This is a genomic window from Leptospira kanakyensis, from assembly GCF_004769235.1.
Lineage (GTDB): Bacteria > Spirochaetota > Leptospiria > Leptospirales > Leptospiraceae > Leptospira_A > Leptospira_A kanakyensis.
Genome location: NZ_RQFG01000005.1, coordinates 777,055 through 800,228 on the forward strand (window position 1 = coordinate 777,055; position 23,174 = coordinate 800,228).

The following is a 23,174-nucleotide window of genomic DNA, read 5'->3' on the forward strand; positions in this document are numbered from 1 at the left end:
ATTTCCTTTCCTTAAATTTTAAAAGTCTTCATTCAGAGAAAAAGTAAAACCCTGTTCCGAACCCAGAACCCCTGCTTTTTGGTAGTCTCCCACTCGTTTTTCAAAAAAATTTGTTTTTCCTTGTAAGGAGATCATCTCCATAAAATCGAATGGATTGGAGGAATAATATAGTTTATCAAATCCAAGTTCAATGAGCCAACGGTCAGCAACAAATTCAATGTATTGTTGCATTAATTTAGCGTTCATACCAATAAGATCCACTGACAATGATTCGGTGATAAATTCTTTTTCGATATTAACTGCGTCGGTAAATATTTCGTAAACACGTTCCGCGTTTGGTTTTTCTTTTAACATTTTAAAAAGGATACATGCAAACTCACAATGTAAGGCTTCATCACGACTGATCAGTTCATTGGAAAAACTAAGGCCAGGAAGGAGACCTCGTTTTTTCATCCAAAAAATAGCGCAAAAACTTCCGCTAAAAAAAATTCCTTCCACTGCAGCAAAGGCAAGAAGTCGTTCAGCAAAATTACCTTCACCAATCCAACGTAAAGCCCATTTGGCTTTTTTTTCTACAGCCGGTATGGTTTCTATGGAATGAAAGAGTTTATGTTTTTCTTTTGGATCTTTGATGTAGGTATCAATTAACAGAGAATAGGTTTCTGAATGGATATTTTCCATCATAATTTGGAATCCATAGAAACACCTAACTTCCGGTAATTGAACTTCTCTCATAAAGTTGACGGCTAAGTTTTCATTTACGATCCCGTCACTTGCAGCAAAAAATGCCAAAACGTTACTTAGAAAAAATCTTTCGTTATTGGATAAAGAATTCCAATCATCCAAATCACTACTTAAATCGATTTCTTCTGCCGTCCAAAAGGAAGCCTGTTGTTTTTTATACATTTCCCAAATTTTAGGAAACTTGATGGGAAGGATCACAAATCGATCCTGATTCTCTTTTAATAAAACTTCTGATTGATAATCCATTCAACAACTCCGGGTTCAAGAATTCTATATTTTATGAATCTCCTTCGCCAAAGAAAATTCATATCTTGCCAACAAACACTTGTTTATTGGTTGAAATTGGTATGGAATGGGTTTTATCCATGGCCAAATCTCGTCGACCCGGAACACAACAACTTGTTTAGAAGAAAGTGTGGGTATCCCGGTAGCAATAGTCCGGGGCCCTGAAAAAAATTTCGGTACAGATGATCGTTTACGGGCGATTCATATGTGGGAAGATCCGACTTTCCTTATCTGTATAGGATAAGGATTTACGGTTGCGCCGTCAGTTGAGGAGTTTCACCTCATTCCTCCCGGAATAGAATCTAAATAAACCGAATGAGACATATTTTGTCAATGGAATAAAACGAGGGAATTTTCAAAAAAACTAAGGTTTATCTTTAGATTAATTTTCCAAATTTTTATAAATGGCTGTCATCAGTTCGGAGAGGATGATTGGTTTTTTTACAAATCCATTCATTCCGTTTTCCAAATATTCTTTTAGTTGGGAATCCATACTATTTGCAGTGATGGCGATGATAGGTATATCTCGATAAGAATCATCACGTTTTCGAATGATTTTTGTAGCTTCCATTCCATCCATTAACGGCATTTGTATGTCCATAAGGATCATATCAAATCTATCATCAATATGGGTCAGCGATTCATCCAATAACTGGATCACTTCAAGCCCATTAGAAGCAACGCTTGTTTTGATATTTTCTTTTTGAAACAATTTCACAATAAATTTTTGATTTAAAGAATTATCTTCTGCGATCAACACATGGAAATGATCATTTTCTCCGACTAACCTCGAAGGTAATTTTTCTATCTGTATATCTTTTTGATCTGTTTCTTCAAATGGAATCGTAAACTGAAAAGTTGAACCTACATCCAAAACACTTTGAACTTCAATTTCCCCACCCATCAAATTCACCAGTTGTTTTGAAATATAAAGACCGAGCCCAGAACCTTCAAATTTTTTGGTTCTTGAATCTTCCAATTGGACAAACCGATTGAATAACTTAGAAATGTTTTCGGGCGAAATTCCGATTCCCGTATCTTTCACTGTGAACACTATGAACTTTCTATCTTCGCTTAAGTTTACATCCAAACTTAATGATCCAGCAAAAGTAAATTTTAATGCGTTTCCTATTAAATTAATCAAAATTTGACGAAGCCGATTTTCGTCTACCAGTGCAAAAAGATTGGAATCTAAACTAGATACATTGACATAAAACTCTAAATTTTTGTTACGCGCATCGGGTAAAAAAAGCCGAATCAAATCCTTACATAGTTTATGTATATTTGTAGGTTTTAGATCCATCTCTAATCTTTTGTTTTCTAATTTTGAAACATCTAGGATGTCGTTGATGATTGTCAAAAGCGATAAAACAGCCCTTTTTGCATTATCCAGATAGTCTTTTTGTTCTAAATCAACATTAGTTTGTTCTAATAGAGTTAACATCCCTAGAACCCCATTCATAGGTGTACGAATCTCATGACTCATATTTGCCAAAAACTCTGATTTCACACGATTGGCTTTTTCCAATTCGAAAGTTCTTTTTTCAACGATATTCTGTATGCTTTTTTCTTTACCCATAATGATGAGTAGTAGTATTCCAAGTAATCCAGTTAATAAGGAAGAAATGATGAGGATAAATCGCGAGGCATTGGTAAGATTTTTTTGAAAATAATCTTTAGTTGCAATGGCTCTTACATTCAAAGTATGCGAGCCAATTTTAATTGGGTATTCATAAAAATAATCTGCAAAAATCTTTTCTTCATTTTTTGAACAATCTTTTGAAAATATATCAGAATGATAAGGATCTTTGAATTCTTCAATTTTGATACATAAATAATTTGGATCGTTTCCAATAGAAGATTTATTAATAATGGATCCAATTCGGATCACTGCGGTTGCAAATCCAAATTCTCCATTCCATCGAGTCACAGGATAAAAAACCAAAAAACCTATATTATTTTCTAAATTTTGAATTAGATTTACTTTACTCGTTATATCGAGATCCTTTCTTTGCATTGAACTATTTAATGCTTCTTTTCGTGTAGGATCAGAAAGTAAGTTGTATCCAACTGCGAATTTATTTTCTGAATAAGGATATATGTATTGAATGAGCACATATTCTTCGCTATGTGGTGATTTGATCATTTTTTGATCTTTTTTTATTGTGATTCCATTAGAGCCGGGATAATCTTTTTTCAGTTTGGTTTCTACTACGGAACGTGCAGAGTTACGGATCATTCGATTCCAGGATAATGCTGCAACACCATCAGAACCTTCCATAATACCTTCCGCAAATTGATCAAAATAATTCCGATTCAAATTCTCAGTAATGGAAATAAAAGAACCAAGTGCTTTCACCACTCTAATGTTCTCTAATAATCCTTTTTCAATTTCTGTAGATATAATTTGTCCATCTGATTTGATTCGGTATTTGATAAATTCTTTTTCCCAGTTTCTTGTAATGAAAAAAATTGATAAGGTAAAAATGAATGTGCCCATCGTTGCCGAAGCAAAGATAATCAATCGAATCAATTTTTCTTCACCCAAATACCATTTCCAAATGAGAATGAGGAGTGGAGTAAAAATAATAATCCCGATTGAATCACCCATCCACCAAGTAAGCCAGGTTTGAAAAAGAAACTCAAAGTAAATGATCTTAAAATAATATAAAGAAAAACTTCCAATGGTAGAAGCAATGAATGCAGTTACGGGACCTGCAAAAATAAAAAATACCAAAAGTTCATTAACTTGGAAAATATTCAAATTGGGATCCGAATATTTTTTTAAAAAATAAGCCCCTAAAACAGCAGAACTGGAATTCCCAAGAGATATGGTTATATTCTGTGGGTTAGAAATCAGAAACTCAATCCAAGTTTCTGAAGTGGGGAAGTACGTTGTGTTGGTAAAGTAAGCTCCCAAAAACAAAGCAGGCCAAACACGTTTCCCAAATATGATTACAAATCCTAGTGCCAAACCAGCTGGTGGCCAAACCGGAGTACTATAACCATCAATCGAAGATAGATGTAGACTCAGTTTTCCGACAACTAGGTAAAGAATGAATACTGAAATCAAGAGAATCGATTCTTTAAAGAATTTTTTGACCAATAGATTCCAGGAGGGCATTTGATATAAAAGACGATGAAAATCCAAAGAAAAAGAGAGAAATTCATAAGAACGAAAAGGCGAATAGAGATTATTTTTCGTTTGTGGGAGGAGGAACGGGTCTAAACAAAAGAAATCCCCGTTATGGAACCAAATCGATTCAATCAAATTGCCAGCAAATATGATACCGAAGAACGAATAGGCCTTGCAAAAATCATTCTCTCCGCAGTTAGAGAAGAAATACAAATCCAAAAGGACAAAACATTATTAGATTATGGATGTGGGACAGGTCTTATTGGTTTAGAATTATTCGATTTAGTGGACCAGATTGTATTCATTGATTCTTCAGAAGCAATGTTAGAAATCTTAAAAGAAAAAATAATCCAAAGGAAAATAGACCCAAACAAAACAAAAGTAATTGATTCTGATTTAACAAAAATGAAATCCAAGATCAATGCCGACATCATCTTGGCTTCTTTGGTTTTGCTTCATGTTCCAGATACACTCACTTTACTGAAACAATTTTACTCCATCTTAAATACAGATGGTAAATTGATCATTGTAGATTTTGATAAAAACGAAAACATCAGTCATCCCAATCTACATAATGGTTTCAATCAATTACACTTAAAATCATTACTGACAGAAGTTGGGTTTAAAGTTATAACCATCAAAACATTTCATCATGGGAAAAATATTTTTATGAACCAAGATGCCTCTTTGTTGATTTCTGCAAGTTCAAAATAAACAAAGAGGTAAACAAGGGCCCAAGAAAAAATAACCTTTGTTTAGTGAGACTCTGTGTATTTTTTAAAGTTATCTAAAATTGCCTGCCAACCGCCTTGTTGCATTTCCACAGGATTTTCATTTTCCGCATCAAAGGTAATGGTTACCTGTGTTTTGTTTCCCAAAACTTCAAAGGACACACTTGCTTTTCGCCCATCTTCCATAGTATAACTAATTAATTTTTGATCGATGACTTTGTCATAAGTTGCTTCAAATTCGAAACCAAAACTTCCGTCTTTAGCTTCCATTCTCGCGCTATACTTACCACCAACCTTTAGATCGATTTTGGCCCAGGGACACTGCCAATCGTCAGAGGCAAAATTCCAATGGATGATGTGTGCAGGTAAGTTATAGTAGTCCCAAACCTTTTTACTGTCGGCACTGATTGTAGATTGTACGGTGATTTGATTCGAGTCCATAAACGGAAATTGTATCGAAACAATACCTTTTTTGAAAAGTATTTTCTCACTTTTTTTCAGCAATTTGTTTTATCATATCTAAACATTGATTCCAATTTTCCTCAGAATGTTTCAATTTATCTTCTGCGGTGAAACCAATTTGTTTTAAGTGTATGGTAACAATTCCATTTTCTTCGAACAGATGGTTTTCGATGATTGAATAGTTTTCCGGGATATCTGGTAACCCAAAAAAAGCTGTAAAATAAGTGTATTTGAATGTATAGGGAGGTTTAAAACTAAGAATCATACCGTTTTCTTCGTAAGTATTTCCTTCCCAAACTCCTTTAAAAACAAGGGAACTTCCCTCTTTCCAATCAGATATAACTTCTGTTCCATATAAATATTCTTTGATATATTTTGGTGATGTTAGAATTTCCCAAACAATTTCCAAAGAAGAGTGAATCTTTTTTTCTAAATTCAGTTGTAGGCTATGATTCAATTGGTTTGACGTTTTCACAAATTTCCTCTAAAATACTCTATCAAAAATGAAAAGATTTGGATTGTAAAAACACGACAAAACTCTAAATAAGTTGTATGGAGAGGGAAAAAGGAAAACCAACCAGAGGTGTTTTACGACAAAACAACGTTAGTCTTTTCGCCAAACACAATCGATACTTTGCCAATGAAAAATTAGATTTTTTTATAGAACATTACTGGACTGTTAGTTGGGACTTAACAGATAAAAAACCATATTTAGCTGAAACACTTCCTTACCCTAGCATTCACATTGTATTTGAAAAAGGAAATTCGAAAATTTTTGGAGTCACAAAAGGAAGGTTCTCTACTCTATTACAAGGAAAAGGTTCTGTTTTTGGAATCAAATTTCGACCTGGAGGATTTTATCCATTTTTAAAAAAACCAGTGGCAAACCTGACGAACAAAACTATTCCAATTCAGGAGATCACAAACGATGATGTCTCTGATTTAGAAAATAAAATCTTTCAAATTGAAGACGCGGAAAAAAAAATCCAACTCATCGAATTTTGGTTGGAAACACATGCCCCAAAACCTGATTTTAAAGTATCATTTATTAATAGGATTGTCGACCGAATCAAAGACGATGTAAACATTAAGTCGGTAGAACAATTGACAAAACTATTTTCTATCAATCTTCGTAGTCTCCAAAGACTATTTCAAGAATATGTGGGAGTCAGCCCTAAATGGGTCATCCAACGTTTTCGGATCCAAGGAGTGGCGGAACGGATCGAAAACCAAAAAACAATCCAATATGCAGAAATGGCTCTGGAATTAGGATATTATGACCAATCTCATTTTATAAAAGATTTTAAAAAAACAATTGGTCTCAGCCCAGAAGATTACTTGAAAACAATATCGTAAAAACAAACAATTTAAACAACCAATGAAACTAATTTATACATCCACAGATTATACCAAAATCAAAGTCATTGAATCGGCTTTAGCCGCAAACCAAGTTAAGTTTATGACAAAAGGGGAAGACCTGGATGTTTTAAATGCCATGATTCCTAGACATTCGAATTTAATGGAAATTTATGTTTCTGATTTGGACTACTCGAAAGCCTTAGAAATTATAGAAAATGGATCCTATTCGGAAGAACCTCCTGAGGAAGATGTATTTCCCATACAAAGATACAATCGATACAGAGAACTCACTAAGTTAAAGGGAAAAAAAGATACAAAGTTTTTACTGACCTTAATATCTGGAATTTTATTCATTTCGAATTTATATTTTCTTTTACTTTATGTTTTGGAACAAGATAAGTTTAATAAATATAAAAAATCGATGGAAAGTGAATTGTATGAATATAATTTCGATGAAGACAACTATTGTACATCTACTTATTATAAAAAAACAAGAAAACTCATTGAACTTTCCTGTTATGACAAAGAAACAGATAAAATTTTAAATCAAAAAACTTATGATTTCAGTGGAAAATTAACCTCTGAATTTTTTAATCCATATCTTACTGATTTTTTCACAATCCAAAGGTCGTATGATACAAACGGCGTCAAAACTGTAGAGTTTGCAGACAATGACCAAGATGGTGAATTTGATGAGTACATCATTTTTGATGCAAAAGGATCCAAACAAAAAAGGTATTTGGATCAAAATAAGGATTATCGTTTTGATGAATCTGAGATCGTAGATTAATGATGATAAGGAATATACTTTAACTAAAGGAAAATACCATGCATCCCATTCTAAAACAAAAATTCCAAGAGGAAATGGAAATTGCTAAAAAACTCTATAAAGATTCAAAGTATACAGAATCTTTTTTCCACTTAGAACGGGCTCATATCTTAGGGCAAAGGTTTGTTGTTCCCCATACAGTGAACCATTGGTGGATGTTGAAAGTGGGAATTCGTAAAAAAGACAGAAAAGAAATCTTTGGGCAAGTCATTCGGTTGGCTGTTGCGGGGATTGGATCTCTGATCGGAAGAGTTCCGATCGGAAATACAGGTGGTTCCAATATTGGAATTATGAAAGTGTTACCCATTGAAGGCGACTTAAAAGTTTTATTTGAGAAAGCAGAAAAGAACGAGTAACCTTATTGAAGTTTACTGGGGATTGTATCGTTCAGTTAGTTATGTTAGTATAAAACCAATCTTGAATAATGATCATTTATATAACATCATTTAGGCCTAGGTATTTTAATAATTCTCCGCGATTGTTTTTCAATTCAGGACTAACTTTTTTGGTATGGATTTCACCAATATTCTGGCATTTCCCTTTTTTATAGTCTTCACTATAAAAATAACTATCAACTTTGTTTGTTTGAATAAAATTGGATGCCCCCAAAGTACCTTCACCACCATCAACAATGACTTTAACCATAACATCTTGCAAATAGTTGATCTTAAACTCATCAGTGTAAAATTGTTTTGTAGTAACCCCTAGTTTACTAATTCCAACAACCGTAACTGAATGGTTTGTATTAGATGATTTAATCCTCCCAGTTAGACAAGTTATGTTTTTACGAGGAAGGTCAAAATTCCACCAAACAAAACCTTTTATACCACTGACAATTTTATCAATCGAACTTAGATTAAATTCAAAATTATCAGAGGTTGATTCGGTAGTACTAGCTGATGTTTGAATATCCTTACTATCTTGTTTTTTTTCCCACAGGTTGTTTTGATAAGAATACAGATTGTAAACATTGGATGGATTCTGTACAGGAAATTGCACCTCAATACCAGGACCATCAATTGGAACAGGTTGTCCCTTATAAAATGCGTCCATCCGGAACATTCCACCAGATTCAAAAATTGAACTTTCGTTATATGTAAGATCCAATCGACTTAAATAAAAATCAAGTGGATTGATGACTTCCGTAATTCTCAATAAAAGAGTATCCCCTCTTTTGAATTCTGTTGGAAGTTTAAAACTATAATATTTAAAATAGAACTTAGTACCGTATCTTCCTTCCGCCATATTTTGAGAATATGGATCAATATATGTATCCAGAGTGATGAGATGGTTAACAGATAGTTTTCCGTTTGCATCCGGAGTATTTTTTTGACTCCATTTTTTTTCAACTTCCTTGTTCCATTCCAATCTTTCCGATGGATCTTTCCATTGTGCGGAGATGGAACTTACAAAAAACAACGCTATAAATAGAGTAAAAATTAATTTCATATGATTTCCTAGGTTCGTAACAATAATCTTTATCGAATGTATCTTAAAGAACTTTATACAAAAGAATACAAAAGTTCTTGCGGCAGGGATACGAAAGGCTTGGTCACCTATCATCGTTAGATGACAGGTGACGGGAGCGGAACGCGCACCCTGGAGTAGCCCGGTCAAGTCCTACGAGCCCATTGGGGACTTGGTGGCCCGTGAGCCGCCCACCACATCCAAAGGTTCCCAAGGAATGTGCAATGAACCAGAAGTTCGAAGCATATACTATGCAATATTGAACAAATTGTCTGTTATAGCGAATTAAGGGTTTGTCAATTTATTTTGGTCGGGCATGTTCGGTACTTACCAATTTGGAGGAAACAAATGGCGAATACTTTATTTGAAGCAAAGGCATCGTGGGCCGGTGGACTAAAACTCAACTTAGAATCAAGGCAACACAAATGGGTGATTGATGAACCTGAATTTTTAGGTGGAACCGATTTAGGGGCCAATCCCGTCGAGCATCTATTAGGTGGTCTCGCGGCCTGTGTTGGAGTTTTGGTTTCTGTTTTTGCACCCGCACATAAAGTGGAATTAAAAGATTACCAAGTGTTTGCAGAAGGTGATTTGGATTTGGATGGATTTCAAGGTTTATCGGATGTTAGGCCTGGTTTTTCGGAAATTCGTTACCGAGTGAATATTGAAAGTGATTCACCAAAGTCAAACATCGATGCACTTCTCGAACATATTTATAAAGTATGTCCAGTGAAGGATAGTCTTTCGGGAGTTCCTGTATTCAACAAACAAGAGGTCGCGGCAAGTTAATGGAATGTATTTGGTATACCAATGTTTCAAACTAACATTGGTATACCTCTAATTCATTGAATTGGTTTTGTTTTCTTTTAAAATTTTAGAATACGTGGCTAAAGTTTACAAACAATTGTTCATCTTCTCTAGACTTTGCATAATCAATCATAATGATGGTAGCTTGGTTCCAAGCAATTCGTAATCCAATCCCTCGAGAATAGGCATACCCTTTCCAACCTAACTTATGTTCATCATCCCATACTCGACCGTAATCAAAAAAGGGAACTAAGTTAAAGGCAAAAAATTCATCACCGAAACGAGCTTCCGCAAATTTCCAACGAACTTCTGTGTTCCCCCAACCCATGGCTCGTCCCACAAACCGGTCTTGTTTAAACCCTCGTAATGTTCTAAGACCACCAAGTCCTCCCACAAGACCTTCCGTTCCCCACATATTTCTATATTCATAAAAAGGAGATTCCCCTTCCGTCACACCAAATCCAAACCGGTTGGCGATGACAAGTTTATCAAATACCTTAGGAAAAGGACTCCAAAAGAGTTTGGTTTGGGCAAAATACTTTTGGTAATCGTATTCGGATCCAATTGCTTTTGTATGTTTTTCATAAGTGGCCTCTGCAAAAATACCGGAGTTTGGGTCTGGTTCAAAATCTCTAGTATCATATACTAAACCAATGCGGAGGGAATTCACATAACCTCCATTATATCCTAATATTTTTTTGGCTTCATGATCTTCGGTGAGTCGAGTTTTTCCATTGGGAACATCTGCTGTATGTTCACCACCGAGAAGTGGATCCACACCACGTGCCAATCTGCCGTCATAAGTTCTAACAATATTGTTTGAAAATTTAAAACCAGCAACAAGCCTTACTGTTCCACCAACAAACGAACGTTCCGTACTGGCTGTTGCCATTGGGGTTTCGATTGTATAACGGTTGTACATTTTATCAGTGACAACATACCCTGGAGCTTGCGGAAACCCTGAATATGTTTTTCCACCGAAACTAATGGGATCAGAACTAGTTCCTGGTCTGTAGTAAGCCAAGTTGTTTTCTTGATCCATATAACTAGCATTAACAATATGCCTTCCATCTTGTTGGTTGCGATCCAAATAAGAGAGAGGTTTCATACTATCTTCACCAATCCCAAAATACAAAGTCGTCGGTGTGATGGTTAAAAATAGATCTGCTCGTAACCTCCATTGTGTGTCAGCAATGAAGGGCATATCCAAACTGACTTGGTGGTATTGGGCATTTTTGTTTGTATTAAAATACTGAGCAAAAACCCGCATTCGGTATGGCGTATAGTGAAACAATGGATCTGTTTTTTTTCCATTATCATAAATATAAGCACGGGCACCATACCCTATCCCTTCGTTTGGATCCGAGTTGATGAGTGGCAAACCTGTTAGGTACCAACTGTCTTTTTTGTCTTCTATATCCTTTTTACAAAGTTGTTTGGTTGGGTCCATGGGAAAGGGAAGGTTTTTGGGAGGAGGGTCCTTTTCACAACCGGCACTGGGCATGTACTCCTGCGCGGAGAGAGAAACGGGAGTAACCAAAAAAGAACAAAATAGAAGGGAAAAAAGAACAATCTCTGAGTATCGGTTCATAGTTGTGTGTGCCTACACAAACCATGGACAATGCGTACGTTAGCGAATCGGTCAATTAAAAAGTGAGTTTTCACTCACTTTTTCTATAGAACAAAAACCCTCTCAAGTCGAAAAGACAGAAACAATCAAAACAGGCAAATTGGTTCTTAATTGGTCATCTCCTGGGCCATAGAATCCAGCTGAACGATGATTCCTCCGGTAGATTTACTACTTTCAGAGATTTGTTTGGAAATTTCGACTATGTTCGCCGCGTATTCCGAAATATCAGCGGTGATTTTCGTAGACTCTTCAGTCGCGATCTTTTGGAAGTTGGTGGAGTTTTCTATGGTTTTACTAGTTTCGTAAATCCTCGTGTTCAGATTGTCGATAGTTTCGATGGCTTTGTCGATCTCCACAATTTTGGAACCAACACCTGTGATTTCATCTTTGATGGTTCCGATGGCTGAATCCAATTTTCCCATCAGACTAGAAGACCGATTGATGAGTTCACTACTTTCACCAATGAGCGAAAGATTTTCTTGAATGATCTTTGAAATTTCTTTGGAGTTCCGAGTGGTGGCAGCAGCTAACTTCGATATTTCTTCGGCCACAACGGCAAACCCTCGTCCATGTTCTCCTGCCCTTGCTGCTTCAATGGATGCATTTAATGATAACAAGTTTACTTTATCGGCAATGTCATTGATCACTGAAACAAAGTCGAATATCTCTGTACTTTTTTCTTTTAGGATATTGAACTTACTTTTTGAAAGATGGATATGTTCTGAAGTATCATTCGAATAACCCATAACTACATCTAAATTTTGATAAATCCTTCCTGTTCCAACTTGTACAGTTTCATTGATGGTTTTTAAATCATTAACAGATTGAATGGATACTTCCGATTCGTTATACAACAATTTGGCGATTTTATTATTGGAATCTGCTTTGGATGATAATTCTTTTAAAGAATTTGATATTTCAGAAAGAGAAGTTGCTTGGTGTTCCGAAATTTGTTTTAGTTCTTCTGAGATTGTATCTTGATTTCTGATTTGTTGTTTCATTAGATCAATCGTATTAAGAATGGTTTTAGCCATATTCAATAGATTGTCTAAAGCCTTTTTTGCTTCCTTTTGTTTTTCGACGGCGAGATTGAGTAGATTTCTAGTGGCCGTTGCCCCCACAGTAGCACCAATCCCAACCCATACAAAAATTAGAAATCTGACAATGATATTACTTCTTGGACCTCCAGGGATGAGTTCAGGTCGTAATACAAACAAAAGAATTTCAGAAAAGATAATTAAAATAAAATTATAAATGGAGGCATTTCGATTGAAATACAATACACTGAGAACAAAGGAAATATAAAAAGTTGCCGCAAGTTCTGTAGCTCCATAAATCACATACTGGAATACAAGTAAACATAAGGTAACACCTGTGATCGAAATGTAACTGGAAGCCCAATGTGTTTTTAACTTACTAGAAAGTAAAAATCCAAAAATCAAAATTGAGGTGGCTAGGACAAATTCAATGAGGATACTTTCGTAAGTTAAGTAATCGGAACCTTTCCCTGAAATTTTGATGGAAAGTGTTGCAATGTTGGCCAGTGCCAAAATGGAAAGAAACGACAAAAACATACGTTTGTTGTTTCGTAACATCACTTCCGTGAAGAGATCATCCGAAATGGTCATCGCGTTTTTGGGAGCAAAAAATTTAGAGAACAAACGAAACCGTCCTAGAACCTAGATTGATTTTAAAGCCATACTTTAGGGAAAGAGAGCCTTGGCAAGAAACGTTCCAAACCTCCCAAGAGCGAAAACTGAATTCCGTTCACCCCAATAGAAATGGGACGAATCGAATGCCCTAGAATTATCAAAAAACTACGGAAAAAGAGAATTTATCTTTATGAATTATCAAAAGTAAACCAAACCGATGGAAATTTGATACTATGGGGGAGAAGGGAATCCTCAAAAGAAAAGCGCTACCTAACAAGAATCATCTTATATTCATAATACATACATTAGGTTACAACTCTAATTCCATTAGAATCTTCAATTTTTTGAATATTTTAGGTATTTCATAAGTAACCACAGATTCTCTGTTAGTTTTTCATAGAAAACTTTCGACTCGATTGACACAAAAGACCAAAATATTTTCACTGTATGAAAATCTTCATGGAGAAACATGTGAAAAAAAACATTTTTATTGTAATCGTATTTACAATTATTCTATTCATTCAAAATTGCAGTGGAGGATCGGTACATTCAAGTTTAGTCCCAAGTGCAAATACAAACCCAACAAGGGAATACTCAACCCCTTCCGTTTTTTCAAAAGGTGGTTTCTTCTTTCACAAAACATACGTTCCTGGGCCACTTGGAATCAATGCAGAAGCCCATTATGAAGGCAAAAGTTGTAGTCATACATTTTTATATTTAGTTTCCTCTGGTGATTCTTCTATCGAAGCTGCAAAAAGAAACGGGAACATTAAAAAAATTGCATATTTAGATTACGAACAGCTTGGTATTGCCATGGGTGTTCTCTACCATCGAGTTTGTACAATTATAAAAGGATCATAAATAGGTATTATCATGAAAACAAAAACAATACTTTTTATTTTCTTAAGTGCACTTCTTCTTACAAATTGTGCGATTGGGCCAACTCACGGTTACATATTTACTTCTACAAAATTTGCAGGTACGTTTAATCCAGAAAATAACGTAACATCAACTAAAGAAGCAACCGACTGCCAATTTACTGTTTTATACCTTTTTAGTTATGGGGATGCAGGTGCTGGATCAATTGCAAAAAAGAATGGAATCAGCAAAATAGCAACCATCGATCATTCTACCACTTCTTTGTTAACAGGTTTTTATCGAACATACTGTACGATTGTATCAGGAGAATAATTATGAAATATCTTATTTTTTCTTTTTTAAGTTTATTACTTTTTTCAAACTGCGTAACCACACCGTTTCCAAGTTATTTTTACTCTTATACCACCCAACATTTAAATGGTGATGCCACAGGAACTATGGTCACATCGGCTAAAGTTGAAAAGTTTGGAAAGTCTTGTAGTTTCTCTGGGTTCATCACGTATCCTTTCTTTTATGGTTCGGGAAACTCAATTGAGGAAGCAACCCAACATGCAAATATCAAAAAAATTGCTGTCATCGACAGAGAATCCTTAACCATTTTGCCTATTGGAATTTTTTATCGCGAATGTGTGATTGTTTGGGGAGAATAAACAGTGTCACATAAAATACTAATTACTGTTTTATGGATAACAATTTTATCTACTAACAGTTTATTTGCGAAAGAGTTCGACTCAACCCATGAATTACCCAAGGTAATCACACCAGACAAACATCGAGTTTTTATTCGTGGTGTAGATGGGTCAGGGGGATTACGTTTCCCTGTGATGGATTATCTAAAATACGAACCTATTAATTATATGTTGGTCAATGGGTTTGATGAATACGCTGCTCTTAACGCTTTTTCTAAACAAAAAGATCAAACTGGTGGTTCGAGACAATACGAACTTGAGTATAGATATTTAGATAAATTCCGCCTGATCTATGAAAATAGAAGGTTGGTAAATGTCCCAACATCAGATAACGATTCAGAAGGTTTTAGATTCAAAGAATCTTATAAAGGATTTGGGGCTGGTTACTTTCATCCACTTTCTCCTAACTTTAATCTTGGAGTCAGCTTAAGAAGAGTCAGTCTTGATCAAACCACTACTATAGGTACTGTTACATTTAATTTTTTGCCAACTAATTCTGGTGTAGGGATTATGGGGCGAGATTTTGGTATGCAGGCAAAAGGTTATGTTCCAGGCATTCACTTGGAAATTAAACCGATGCGTTGGTTTGAAATTCATTTGGGAAATCAGTTTTACAATATTGTTGGTGATGATACTAAAGTCAGAGTTGATTCAGTGCCATTTACATTTAGGAACGTAACCACCAATGTGATGTTTTATGAACTTGCGAATGGAAACGTAAATTACACTGGAGAAAAAACTACCTTAGACTTTATTTTTCGTTTTTCATCATGGTTTGCCACCCGATGGGGTTATTCCGTTGAAAAATATAGAGTCAAATACAATAACTATTTTATTTTCTTAGGTGATATTGACTCGTCAGTTGTATATTCAGCTTTAGAGGGTTCACAAAAACAAAAAATGGAATATTCTTCCCTCAACATAACCGTAGAATTTTCAAAAAGTTTTGGTGAGTAAAAAAAAAGTCCTAACAGGGTGATCCCTGTTAGGACTTTCGTATATTATCTCATAGACTTTTTACTTTTCTTAGAAGACTTAACTTTCCATTAACCAACATTTTTTCCTCCAAACTGATACCAGTCCACTTTACGAGTGAAGTGCATGACTGCGGCAAGAACCATAAACAATGCCAAAGACCCAAGAAGTAAGGCTTGTTCTTCTGAAGCCAAAATCACATACAAAAAAGAATACAAAACAAGATAATAAGATGCGGTGATGAGTCCCTTCTTTTGATTTTTTAATACATTGATAGCGTAATAACCAATGAGACCTGTCACTGCCAAACTCGAAAGAATGTATGCAGGTAAAAATCCCAAATGTTCTGAAAACGATAAGTTGAGAATATAAAACAAAACCATGGCACTTCCAATGAGGACGTACTGGATGGGATGTAATAAAACTCCGCCAAACACTTCCATAAGAAAGAACAAAGCGAAACTAGTCACAATGAAAAGAAGTCCATATTTTACTGACCTTTCCATTTTTAAATAATGATCCACCGGGATTACAAGACTCACTCCATATCCGGAATTTAATATTGTCTCTAAAATGGAATCATTCATGGAATGGATGATTTGTGGATAAGATCTTGCAAAATAAGAAGATTCCCAAACCGCTGAAAATCCTTCCTCATTGACGGAACGATCCTTAGGCAAAAGATTTCCGTTAAAAGAAGGATCTTTCCAATCGGAACTCATCATTAGTTTAGATTTTTTACCGATAGGGATCACGGAAAATGATTCGGAACCTTTGACTTCTAATTGAATTTCGAACGGAATGGAGTTACCAGCTTCTCCGATCGAAACAGTGGAGTTCAGTCCTGAATGCAAATATGAGGATCTGGTTCCAGGTAAAAACTTTTTATCCTTACCTGCTAAAGTTAATTTCATTTCACCGCCAAGTCCCTTCAGATCAGAAACTGAAACAACGAGTCGAACATCATCCCAATAAATATAGGTGGTATCAATAGGAAAGTCTGATGAAAAAATAGGAGAAAATTTACCGGTAATTTTCACCTTACTCGTGTATAATGGAATTTCATAGATACTTCTTTTACGAAGTTCTGTTTTCATATCCACAACGGAGTCCATTTCCTCTGGTAAAAAATAAGCATAATCCGTTACATAATCCCATTTGTCCTTTTCTTTGGAAGAACCAGATTTTGGAATCCTAAGGTTATATGGAATCATTAGAACTGGACCGACAATCGTTTGGTTGGATCCCCATTTTTCGCCCACTTCCAAAACCGCTTGGTTTCTCGAGGCACTTCTTTCCTCAATCAAAGAACCAACCATAATAAGAGGGATGATAAATAATAAAACCATTCCGCCGAGGATGGCCAACCTAAGATTTACCGATGTTTGTAATTTACTCATAAAAATCTCCTACCTTTAAGATAGATGATTTCCGTGAGTCTTTTATGGTCGAATTGTGAGGGTTTTGTGAGGATCTATGTTTTTTGAAAAAAAAGAGAAACTTCCACACCCTTTGGTGTTCGATTTTGAATCTCCAATTTTCCTCCGTGTAGTTCTAGAATTTGACTCACAATACTAAGTCCGAGACCAGAACTCTTACGGTTGTTATTTGGTCTTGGTAAGGAATAGAACTTTTCTGTTACACGGTTCAGTGCATAATCTGGAATCGAATGACCTTCGTCCAACACGGAAAGTTTTAAACGAAGATCCGAATTTTCCTTAACTTCAATCGTGATTGTATCTTTTTCATTGGCAAAGTCGATGGAGTTTCTAACTAGATTTTCAATGGCTAAAAACAAATAATTTCGATTTCCCTTTACTTCCCAAAGTTTATTTCCGCAAACCACAACTACTTGAAGAGATTTCCATTGGAGTTCTGATTGAAAACTAGTGATGACTTCATTTACTAAATCATACAACAGAACTTGGTCTTCCATTGAGATGGATTTTTTTCCTTCTAAAGAAGTAAGTTCTAACATTTGTTCAATGAGTTTTTGGATTCGTTTGGATTCCTCGTGGATATTTTTAGTAAGACGTTCCGACTCGGTTGGATGGGATTGTAAAAGTTCCACAGAGGCTAAAATGGAAGAAAGTGGACTTTTGATTTCATGGGTTAAGGTTTGTACATAGGACTCTATGTATTTTTTTCCTTCAATTTCTTCGACAAGTAAATCCACTTCCTTACCAAGTTCATTGAGTTCTCTAATTCCAATTTTTGGAAATGGGACTTTTACTTTTTTTCGTAACGCACTCACATACTTTGAAAGCCTTAAAATAGGACGAAAAATCAAATAGGCTAACAAACTAAATAGAATGGCTATGGCAGAGGCAACGAGTAAGGAAATCCGCCAAAACTTTCGTTTTGCTTCTTCAATAAAGGGTAGAACACCTGTTTTGGGTTTGATGACAGTGAGAACACCAATGATTTGATTTTTATAATGTATGGGAGAAGCAACAAAAAGTGCCCCTTCTCCCTCTGTATCGACTAGTTTACTGGATCTTGCTCCGTATTTACCCTGGAGGGTTAAATAAACATCATTAAACTTTGAATAGTCGAGTTTTTCTCGGTAACCTTCGGAATCAAAAATTACAATTCCTTTTGTATTGGTGATATAGACTTGGATGTCTGTATTTGTTTTTAGAAGTGAATAAATTTTTGCTTCGAAAGAACGGTTGTTTATGTTTTTGAAAACAGGAGAAAATAAAGAATGGAGGGACGAACTAAGTTGTAAATATTCATTTGGATACTTTTCCAATCTTTCTTCTACAACGGCAGATAAAATATGAGCAGTATCATTCAGTGATTCTTCGACCGTTTCCATATAACGTGGCCGAATGGATTCTTCTGTTTTATCGATTAAATAATAAAAACCAATGCTTAAGATAAAAAAAAACTAATGATGATGCGAATCCAAAGGTTCATATTTTTTCCTTTAATCCATACCCTTGTCCCCTTCTTGTTTCAATTGGGTCAAAGTCTGGTTCCATTTCTTTGAACCTGGCACGGATGTTTTTAATCACAGTATCCACTGCGCGGTCGAAACTATCTTCCGGTTCTGTCCAAACACTGTCCATAATTTCTTCACGAGTAAAAATTCGACCAGGCCATTTAAAAAATAATTCCATCGTTTTGTATTCGTAAGGAGATAAATTCAGTGTTTGCCCATTCAAATAAACCAACTTTTTATCCAACGAAATTCTTAATTTATGATCTTCTAGATTTTGTGATGGATTTGTCCTTCGCAGAATCGCACGGATCCTTGCCAAAAGTTCCCTCGGACTAAATGGTTTTACAATATAATCATCGGCCCCGATTTCAAGTCCGAGAATTTTATCTATCTCCGTATTTCTTGCGGTTAAAAAGATAACAGGTGTTTGGTATTTTTTTCTAATTTCTTTTAAAACTTCAAATCCGTTTTGGTCAGGTAAACCAATATCAAGTATAATGAGTGAAATATCATTTGATACTTTTTGAATCCCTTCCTTACCAGTGGAAGTGACCAGAACTGAAAATCCTTCTGATTCCAATGAAATTTGAATGGTTTCCTGAATTCCTGGTTCATCTTCTATCAGAAGTATTTTTACCATAAACGCTGGTTATTTTCCTTCGGCCCAAGATTCTTCTCTGGGATCAGCCACACCTATCAAACGTTTGTTTTTTGTATCATTCAAAACAGCACAAACAGAACCAAGATCATTATCCAAATGACCTTTTTTATATACCTTATATCCTTTGTTTGTTAATGAATCAGATACTGTTTGGTACAAAGATTCTTCTAATTCAATTCCACCTGGGCGATAGGTATGTGGAGAAAAACTATCAGGCCAGTTCACCGAACGAAATCTAGGTGCTTCCACTGCTTTTTGTGGATCCATTCCAAACACAATGACATTTAGAAAAAATTGAACCATGGCTTGGCTTTGGACATCACCACCAGGAGTTCCAAAACTCATCCATAACTTTCCATTTTTCAAAACCATTCCTGGATTGGGAGTGATCCGTGGTCGTTTGCCTGGAGCGAGTGCGGAAGGATGATTTGGATCCAATCGAAACTGAGTCATTCGAATTCCGAGAGTAAGTCCCGTTCCCGGAACCATCGGGGATTGTGGAAAATCGCTGGGAGTGAGAGAAACAGCATTTCCTTGGGAATCGATAATACTCAAATAGGTTGTGTCCTTTCCATATTTGATTTCGTCAATTTCCTGATCCTTTAGATCGTTAGGTGGAAAAGGAAAAATAGAAGGTTTTTTAGAAGAAAAAACCCAAGGGTTCCCTGCTGGTGGAGTTTGGCCAAAAGCATCTTTTTGTAAAAGTTTTCGGCGAAGTGTTGCATATTTTTTAGATAACAATCCATCGACAGGGACATCGATAAACTTTGGATCTCCGAAGTATCTTTCCCGATCAGCAACAACAAGTTCTATGGCTTGTGATACAGTATGAATGTATTCAGGAGAGTTATGGCCCATAGACTTCAAATCCACTCCATCTAATAGCTGTAATACCATTGGAACCACAGGGCCTTGTGTCCAAGTTTGGTTGGATAAAATTTTATATTCACCGAACTCACCACTCACAGGTTTTTCCCAACCTCCCACATAACCTGCCAAATCTTCTTTGGTAAAAAGACCACCTTTATCAGAATGAAGTTTTACAATGGCATCGGCGATTGGCCCTTTATAAAAATAATCTCTTACTGACTCTAAGGCTTGGTTTCTTGATTTTCCTTTTTTTAAGTTTTCTGATTCCTCGAGGGCCATAGACCGCCATGTTTTTGCGAGGTCTTGTCGTTTTGTTAGTTCCCCTTCCCGAATCCCATACCACCATTTTTTTTCCAGATACACTTCAGAATTGTAAGGCATGATGACGGTAAAACCCAATCGTTTGTACAATGGTAAGTCTAAATTTTTAACAAGGATACGATTGGCAGGAAATCCTTCTTCTGCTACAGTGATGGCAGGTGATACCAATTCGGAAAAAGATTTTGTTCCATGTTCTTGTAACAGTCGTACGATGACGTCTGGTGAGGCAGGTAAAAGTTGTGTTAGGATGGAGTTTTTCGGCATCACATCATAACCTTGTTTTTTAAACCATTCGATGTTTGCTTTTTTAGGTGCCGTTCCCGCTCCGATATAACTTTTGACTTGTCCTGATTTTTGATCGTAAACTAAGGTTGGGGCCACAGAAGGAAAACTGGCAGCCTCTCCATTAGTCACATTTAACACAAGTAATGCTGCCACGGCAGCATCAATGGCGTTTCCCCCGTCTTCTAAAACCTTGATGGCAGCTTTTGTGGCGAGGGGATTTCCCGTCGAAACCATATATTTTTTTCCGAGACTCAGATCCCGTAAACTTCCTTGTGGATCAACATAGGAAGGAACGATAGGCCTACGACTTCCTAAACATTGAAATAAAAAAAGAAAACAAAATGGATAGAGGAAAATTTTAAATAATGGAATCATAGATCCTCGATAAATCAATTTGTAAAAAACAATTACAAATTTTGATTCTATGTCGAACCATTTTAAGATTTTTATAACTTAAATCGTTCTGTAATTCCTTTTAAAATCTCCGCAGTTGAGGCTAAGTTTTGTGCCGAAGAAGACATTTCCTCCGAACCGGAAGCAGTGCCAAGAGTATGTTCATTGATTTGGATGATGACTTCCGAAATTTCTCTCACAGCTTTTTTCTGTTCATTTGTAGAGAGTTTGATTGTCTCTGCATCCTGACCCATTTGTTCTGCACCTTCGTCTACTTCTCGTTTGATGGATTCTTGAGCCGAAGTCACTTGATACAGTTTGTTCATGGCAATACTTACTGTTTCCACATTCTGAATGATATTGTGTAACATTTCTGCAGAAGAACGAATGGCATTTGCACCTGAATCCAATTCGCGGTTGTTTTTTGTAATCATGTTCCCAATGGATTTGATTGATGAAGCAGTTTTTTCTGAGAGTTTAGAAATCTCATCAGCAACCACAGCAAATCCTCTTCCTGCTTCACCGGCTCTTGCCGCTTCAATGGCTGCATTCAATGCTAACAATTGTGTTTGGTCTGAAATTTCGTTAATGATCTGAATGATCGCAGTCATCTCTCCAGAAGAATGAAGGATGTTTTCAATCATTTGACTCATACCTTGGATGGACTCTTCACCCTTTTTGGCTTGGTCAGATATGGACTCTGCTAACTTCAAGGTACTTTCGATTTCAGAGCCGATTTTACGGATACTTTCCGAAAGTTCACGAATTTTAGAATGAAAGTTAGCAAAGTTTCCAAATTGTCTTTCTGTCGACGCAGCAATATAATCCATTCCTGCGGACATCTCTTCAATGGTTGCTGACATTTCTTCTGAAGATGCGGCAGTTGACTGTGCACCCGTTGCAAAGTTATTAGAAGAAGATGTTAATTCTTCTGACGCAGCAGCGAGCTCAATGGTAATTCTTTGAATTTCCTCGAAGGACTTTCGTAAACTCGCAATAAAAGTATTTAACCCTTTTCCCATTCGACCGATCTCATCATCGTAAACAACTTTGATGGTAGAAGTTAAATCTCCTTCGGACATAGATTTAAAAATTCCACTTACATCTTCTAATGGGTTCAGTCGTTTGCTAAGTAAAACATACAAAAAACAAATGGATCCCAATGCAATGACAATGGAAGATATGATAATGGTGACCATTAAATCAAAAAGAGCTTCTTTAATTTCTTCTTTTGGTTGGATGGCAAGGATCACAAGTCCCCAATTGTCTAACTGGTGGCTCACTGCAAGATGATCTTTATCCAAATAAACGAATTCTAAAATTTCACCCGTTTTTAAATTCAACATACGAGAGCCTGATTCATCTTTGGACAAATCGTATTTTAAAATTTGTTTCTTTTCTTTTAAGGCAATTAATAAACCAGCTTTTGTAGAAATGACTACATAACCATCACGACCAATTTTAATTTTGTTAATGACCTTATCTGTTAAGTCCATTAACGAAAGTGCAATGCCTGCGTTTCCAATTAACTTTTCACCATCATACACTGGATAGGTGATTGTTACAACAGGATTGTTTGTGAGAGGGTTTAAGATTGGTTTTCCTATAAAATGTCTTTTTTCTTTACCTGCTTTGAGTTCTGCCGGGTCCATATCTTCCGGTTTCATTTTCCAACCTATAGCCAATCCAGTGGCATCAGCTACAACTCGCGGATCATTGTCATACGTATGTGTGTAGACATTTTCATAAACACCATAACGATCGTTCATTTCCTTAAAATAGGATTGGGCAATTGGTTTCCCTGTTTTAATGGAATCAATGGTTCTGCGATCGTTGGCTACCGTTTTGATTACGTTTACATGGTTTACAAAAAAATCGTCGATCTCTTGTCCAACAACCGCTACAATTCCTTGCATTTGTCCGATATAAGCTTCTTGGATTTTTTTCTGTCCGAAATAATAGGCAACGGCTCCCACAAGGCAGCTGATGATGAACAGAATGGACGCCCCACTCACTAACAATATGAATTTAATGGAATTACGTTGCATAAAT

Annotated in this window: 21 protein-coding genes; 9 read left to right on the forward strand and 12 right to left on the reverse strand. The window is 35.9% G+C overall.

The genetic code is table 11. The annotated features are described in order from the left end of the window. Positions 1-18: 18 nt before the first annotated feature. Both EHQ16_RS04255 and EHQ16_RS04260 read right to left on the reverse strand, forming a co-directional pair. A complete protein-coding gene (locus tag EHQ16_RS04255) occupies positions 19-990 on the reverse strand; it encodes a ribonucleotide-diphosphate reductase subunit beta (RefSeq protein ID WP_135635348.1) in 972 nt (323 codons plus the stop codon). Positions 991-1,411: 421 nt separating this feature from the next. Further along, a complete protein-coding gene (locus EHQ16_RS04260; protein WP_135635583.1) occupies positions 1,412-4,153 on the reverse strand; it encodes an ATP-binding protein in 2,742 nt (913 codons plus the stop codon). A gap of 123 nt (positions 4,154-4,276) precedes the next feature. Between EHQ16_RS04260 and EHQ16_RS04265 the strand changes: the two genes are divergently transcribed. Next, positions 4,277-4,879, forward strand: a complete 603-nt coding sequence (locus EHQ16_RS04265; RefSeq protein ID WP_135635346.1) for a class I SAM-dependent DNA methyltransferase — start codon at positions 4,277-4,279, stop codon at positions 4,877-4,879. A 41-nt stretch (positions 4,880-4,920) separates the two neighbouring features. Here the strand turns inward: EHQ16_RS04265 and EHQ16_RS04270 are convergent, their stop codons facing one another. Further along, entirely contained in the window at positions 4,921-5,337 is a 417-nt protein-coding gene (locus EHQ16_RS04270) for an SRPBCC family protein (protein ID WP_135635344.1), read from the reverse strand. 46 nt (positions 5,338-5,383) lie between these two features. Continuing rightward, positions 5,384-5,833, reverse strand: a complete 450-nt coding sequence (locus EHQ16_RS04275) for an SRPBCC family protein (RefSeq protein ID WP_135635342.1) — start codon at positions 5,831-5,833, stop codon at positions 5,384-5,386. A gap of 77 nt (positions 5,834-5,910) precedes the next feature. Between EHQ16_RS04275 and EHQ16_RS04280 the strand changes: the two genes are divergently transcribed. The 3 genes from EHQ16_RS04280 to EHQ16_RS04290 are packed head-to-tail and all read left to right on the forward strand — an operon-like array spanning position 5,911 to position 7,902. Next, positions 5,911-6,714, forward strand: a complete 804-nt coding sequence (locus EHQ16_RS04280) for a helix-turn-helix domain-containing protein (RefSeq protein ID WP_135635340.1) — start codon at positions 5,911-5,913, stop codon at positions 6,712-6,714. Between the two features lie 22 nt (positions 6,715-6,736). Continuing rightward, positions 6,737-7,507: a putative signal transducing protein gene (locus EHQ16_RS04285; protein WP_135635338.1), complete on the forward strand. Its 771-nt coding sequence runs from the start codon at positions 6,737-6,739 to the stop codon at positions 7,505-7,507. Positions 7,508-7,545: 38 nt separating this feature from the next. Continuing rightward, entirely contained in the window at positions 7,546-7,902 is a 357-nt protein-coding gene (locus EHQ16_RS04290; protein WP_135635336.1) for a DUF3703 domain-containing protein, read from the forward strand. Positions 7,903-7,978: 76 nt separating this feature from the next. Here the strand turns inward: EHQ16_RS04290 and EHQ16_RS04295 are convergent, their stop codons facing one another. Beyond that, positions 7,979-8,914, reverse strand: coding sequence for a hypothetical protein (locus tag EHQ16_RS04295; RefSeq protein WP_135635334.1), 936 nt, complete (start codon positions 8,912-8,914; stop codon positions 7,979-7,981). 447 nt (positions 8,915-9,361) lie between these two features. On the opposite strand from EHQ16_RS04295, the gene EHQ16_RS04300 reads away from it, so the two are divergent. Beyond that, entirely contained in the window at positions 9,362-9,802 is a 441-nt protein-coding gene (locus tag EHQ16_RS04300) for an OsmC family protein (RefSeq protein ID WP_135635332.1), read from the forward strand. Between the two features lie 85 nt (positions 9,803-9,887). On the opposite strand, the gene omp85 is transcribed toward EHQ16_RS04300, so the two are convergent. Next, positions 9,888-11,411, reverse strand: coding sequence for an Omp85 family outer membrane protein (gene omp85 / locus EHQ16_RS04305; protein WP_135635330.1), 1,524 nt, complete (start codon positions 11,409-11,411; stop codon positions 9,888-9,890). Between the two features lie 146 nt (positions 11,412-11,557). Further along, positions 11,558-13,111 carry a methyl-accepting chemotaxis protein gene (locus EHQ16_RS04310; RefSeq protein ID WP_135635328.1) on the reverse strand — a complete coding sequence of 518 codons (1,554 nt, stop codon included), beginning with the start codon at positions 13,109-13,111 and terminating at the stop codon, positions 11,558-11,560. A gap of 462 nt (positions 13,112-13,573) precedes the next feature. Between EHQ16_RS04310 and lsa14 the strand changes: the two genes are divergently transcribed. The 4 genes from lsa14 to EHQ16_RS04330 are packed head-to-tail and all read left to right on the forward strand — an operon-like array spanning position 13,574 to position 15,627. After that, the gene (gene lsa14, locus EHQ16_RS04315; protein WP_135635326.1) at positions 13,574-13,963 is read left to right on the forward strand and encodes an adhesin Lsa14; all 390 of its coding nucleotides are present in this window, start codon (positions 13,574-13,576) and stop codon (positions 13,961-13,963) included. Between the two features lie 12 nt (positions 13,964-13,975). Continuing rightward, positions 13,976-14,293, forward strand: a complete 318-nt coding sequence (locus tag EHQ16_RS04320) for a TRL-like family protein (protein ID WP_135635324.1) — start codon at positions 13,976-13,978, stop codon at positions 14,291-14,293. Positions 14,294-14,295: 2 nt separating this feature from the next. Then, positions 14,296-14,631 carry a TRL domain-containing protein gene (locus EHQ16_RS04325; RefSeq protein WP_135635323.1) on the forward strand — a complete coding sequence of 112 codons (336 nt, stop codon included), beginning with the start codon at positions 14,296-14,298 and terminating at the stop codon, positions 14,629-14,631. Between the two features lie 3 nt (positions 14,632-14,634). After that, entirely contained in the window at positions 14,635-15,627 is a 993-nt protein-coding gene (locus EHQ16_RS04330; protein WP_135635321.1) for a hypothetical protein, read from the forward strand. 89 nt (positions 15,628-15,716) lie between these two features. On the opposite strand, the gene creD is transcribed toward EHQ16_RS04330, so the two are convergent. From creD to EHQ16_RS04355, 5 genes are all read right to left on the reverse strand, one after another. Beyond that, positions 15,717-17,045 (reverse strand): cell envelope integrity protein CreD, encoded by a 1,329-nt coding sequence (gene creD / locus EHQ16_RS04335; protein ID WP_135635319.1) that lies wholly within the window; start codon positions 17,043-17,045, stop codon positions 15,717-15,719. 74 nt (positions 17,046-17,119) lie between these two features. Further along, the gene (gene creC / locus EHQ16_RS04340) at positions 17,120-18,529 is read right to left on the reverse strand and encodes a two-component system sensor histidine kinase CreC (protein WP_279632384.1); all 1,410 of its coding nucleotides are present in this window, start codon (positions 18,527-18,529) and stop codon (positions 17,120-17,122) included. A 34-nt stretch (positions 18,530-18,563) separates the two neighbouring features. Then, positions 18,564-19,232 (reverse strand): response regulator, encoded by a 669-nt coding sequence (locus EHQ16_RS04345; protein ID WP_135635315.1) that lies wholly within the window; start codon positions 19,230-19,232, stop codon positions 18,564-18,566. A 9-nt stretch (positions 19,233-19,241) separates the two neighbouring features. Then, positions 19,242-21,104 (reverse strand): gamma-glutamyltransferase family protein, encoded by a 1,863-nt coding sequence (locus EHQ16_RS04350; protein WP_135635313.1) that lies wholly within the window; start codon positions 21,102-21,104, stop codon positions 19,242-19,244. A 71-nt stretch (positions 21,105-21,175) separates the two neighbouring features. Next, positions 21,176-23,170, reverse strand: coding sequence for a methyl-accepting chemotaxis protein (locus EHQ16_RS04355; protein WP_135635311.1), 1,995 nt, complete (start codon positions 23,168-23,170; stop codon positions 21,176-21,178). Positions 23,171-23,174 lie beyond the last annotated feature (4 nt).

Coding starts and splice junctions, on each gene's coding strand:
- EHQ16_RS04260 (WP_135635583.1), bottom strand. CDS start 4,153: ATGCCCTCCTGGAATCTATTGGTCAAAAAATTCTTTAAAGAATCGATT.
- EHQ16_RS04325 (WP_135635323.1), top strand. CDS start 14,296: ATGAAATATCTTATTTTTTCTTTTTTAAGTTTATTACTTTTTTCAAAC.
- EHQ16_RS04285 (WP_135635338.1), top strand. CDS start 6,737: ATGAAACTAATTTATACATCCACAGATTATACCAAAATCAAAGTCATT.
- EHQ16_RS04355 (WP_135635311.1), bottom strand. CDS start 23,170: ATGCAACGTAATTCCATTAAATTCATATTGTTAGTGAGTGGGGCGTCC.
- EHQ16_RS04350 (WP_135635313.1), bottom strand. CDS start 21,104: ATGATTCCATTATTTAAAATTTTCCTCTATCCATTTTGTTTTCTTTTT.
- EHQ16_RS04300 (WP_135635332.1), top strand. CDS start 9,362: ATGGCGAATACTTTATTTGAAGCAAAGGCATCGTGGGCCGGTGGACTA.
- EHQ16_RS04280 (WP_135635340.1), top strand. CDS start 5,911: ATGGAGAGGGAAAAAGGAAAACCAACCAGAGGTGTTTTACGACAAAAC.
- EHQ16_RS04320 (WP_135635324.1), top strand. CDS start 13,976: ATGAAAACAAAAACAATACTTTTTATTTTCTTAAGTGCACTTCTTCTT.
- omp85 (WP_135635330.1), bottom strand. CDS start 11,411: ATGAACCGATACTCAGAGATTGTTCTTTTTTCCCTTCTATTTTGTTCT.
- EHQ16_RS04290 (WP_135635336.1), top strand. CDS start 7,546: ATGCATCCCATTCTAAAACAAAAATTCCAAGAGGAAATGGAAATTGCT.
- EHQ16_RS04270 (WP_135635344.1), bottom strand. CDS start 5,337: ATGGACTCGAATCAAATCACCGTACAATCTACAATCAGTGCCGACAGT.
- EHQ16_RS04265 (WP_135635346.1), top strand. CDS start 4,277: ATGGAACCAAATCGATTCAATCAAATTGCCAGCAAATATGATACCGAA.
- EHQ16_RS04345 (WP_135635315.1), bottom strand. CDS start 19,232: ATGGTAAAAATACTTCTGATAGAAGATGAACCAGGAATTCAGGAAACC.
- creD (WP_135635319.1), bottom strand. CDS start 17,045: ATGAGTAAATTACAAACATCGGTAAATCTTAGGTTGGCCATCCTCGGC.
- EHQ16_RS04255 (WP_135635348.1), bottom strand. CDS start 990: ATGGATTATCAATCAGAAGTTTTATTAAAAGAGAATCAGGATCGATTT.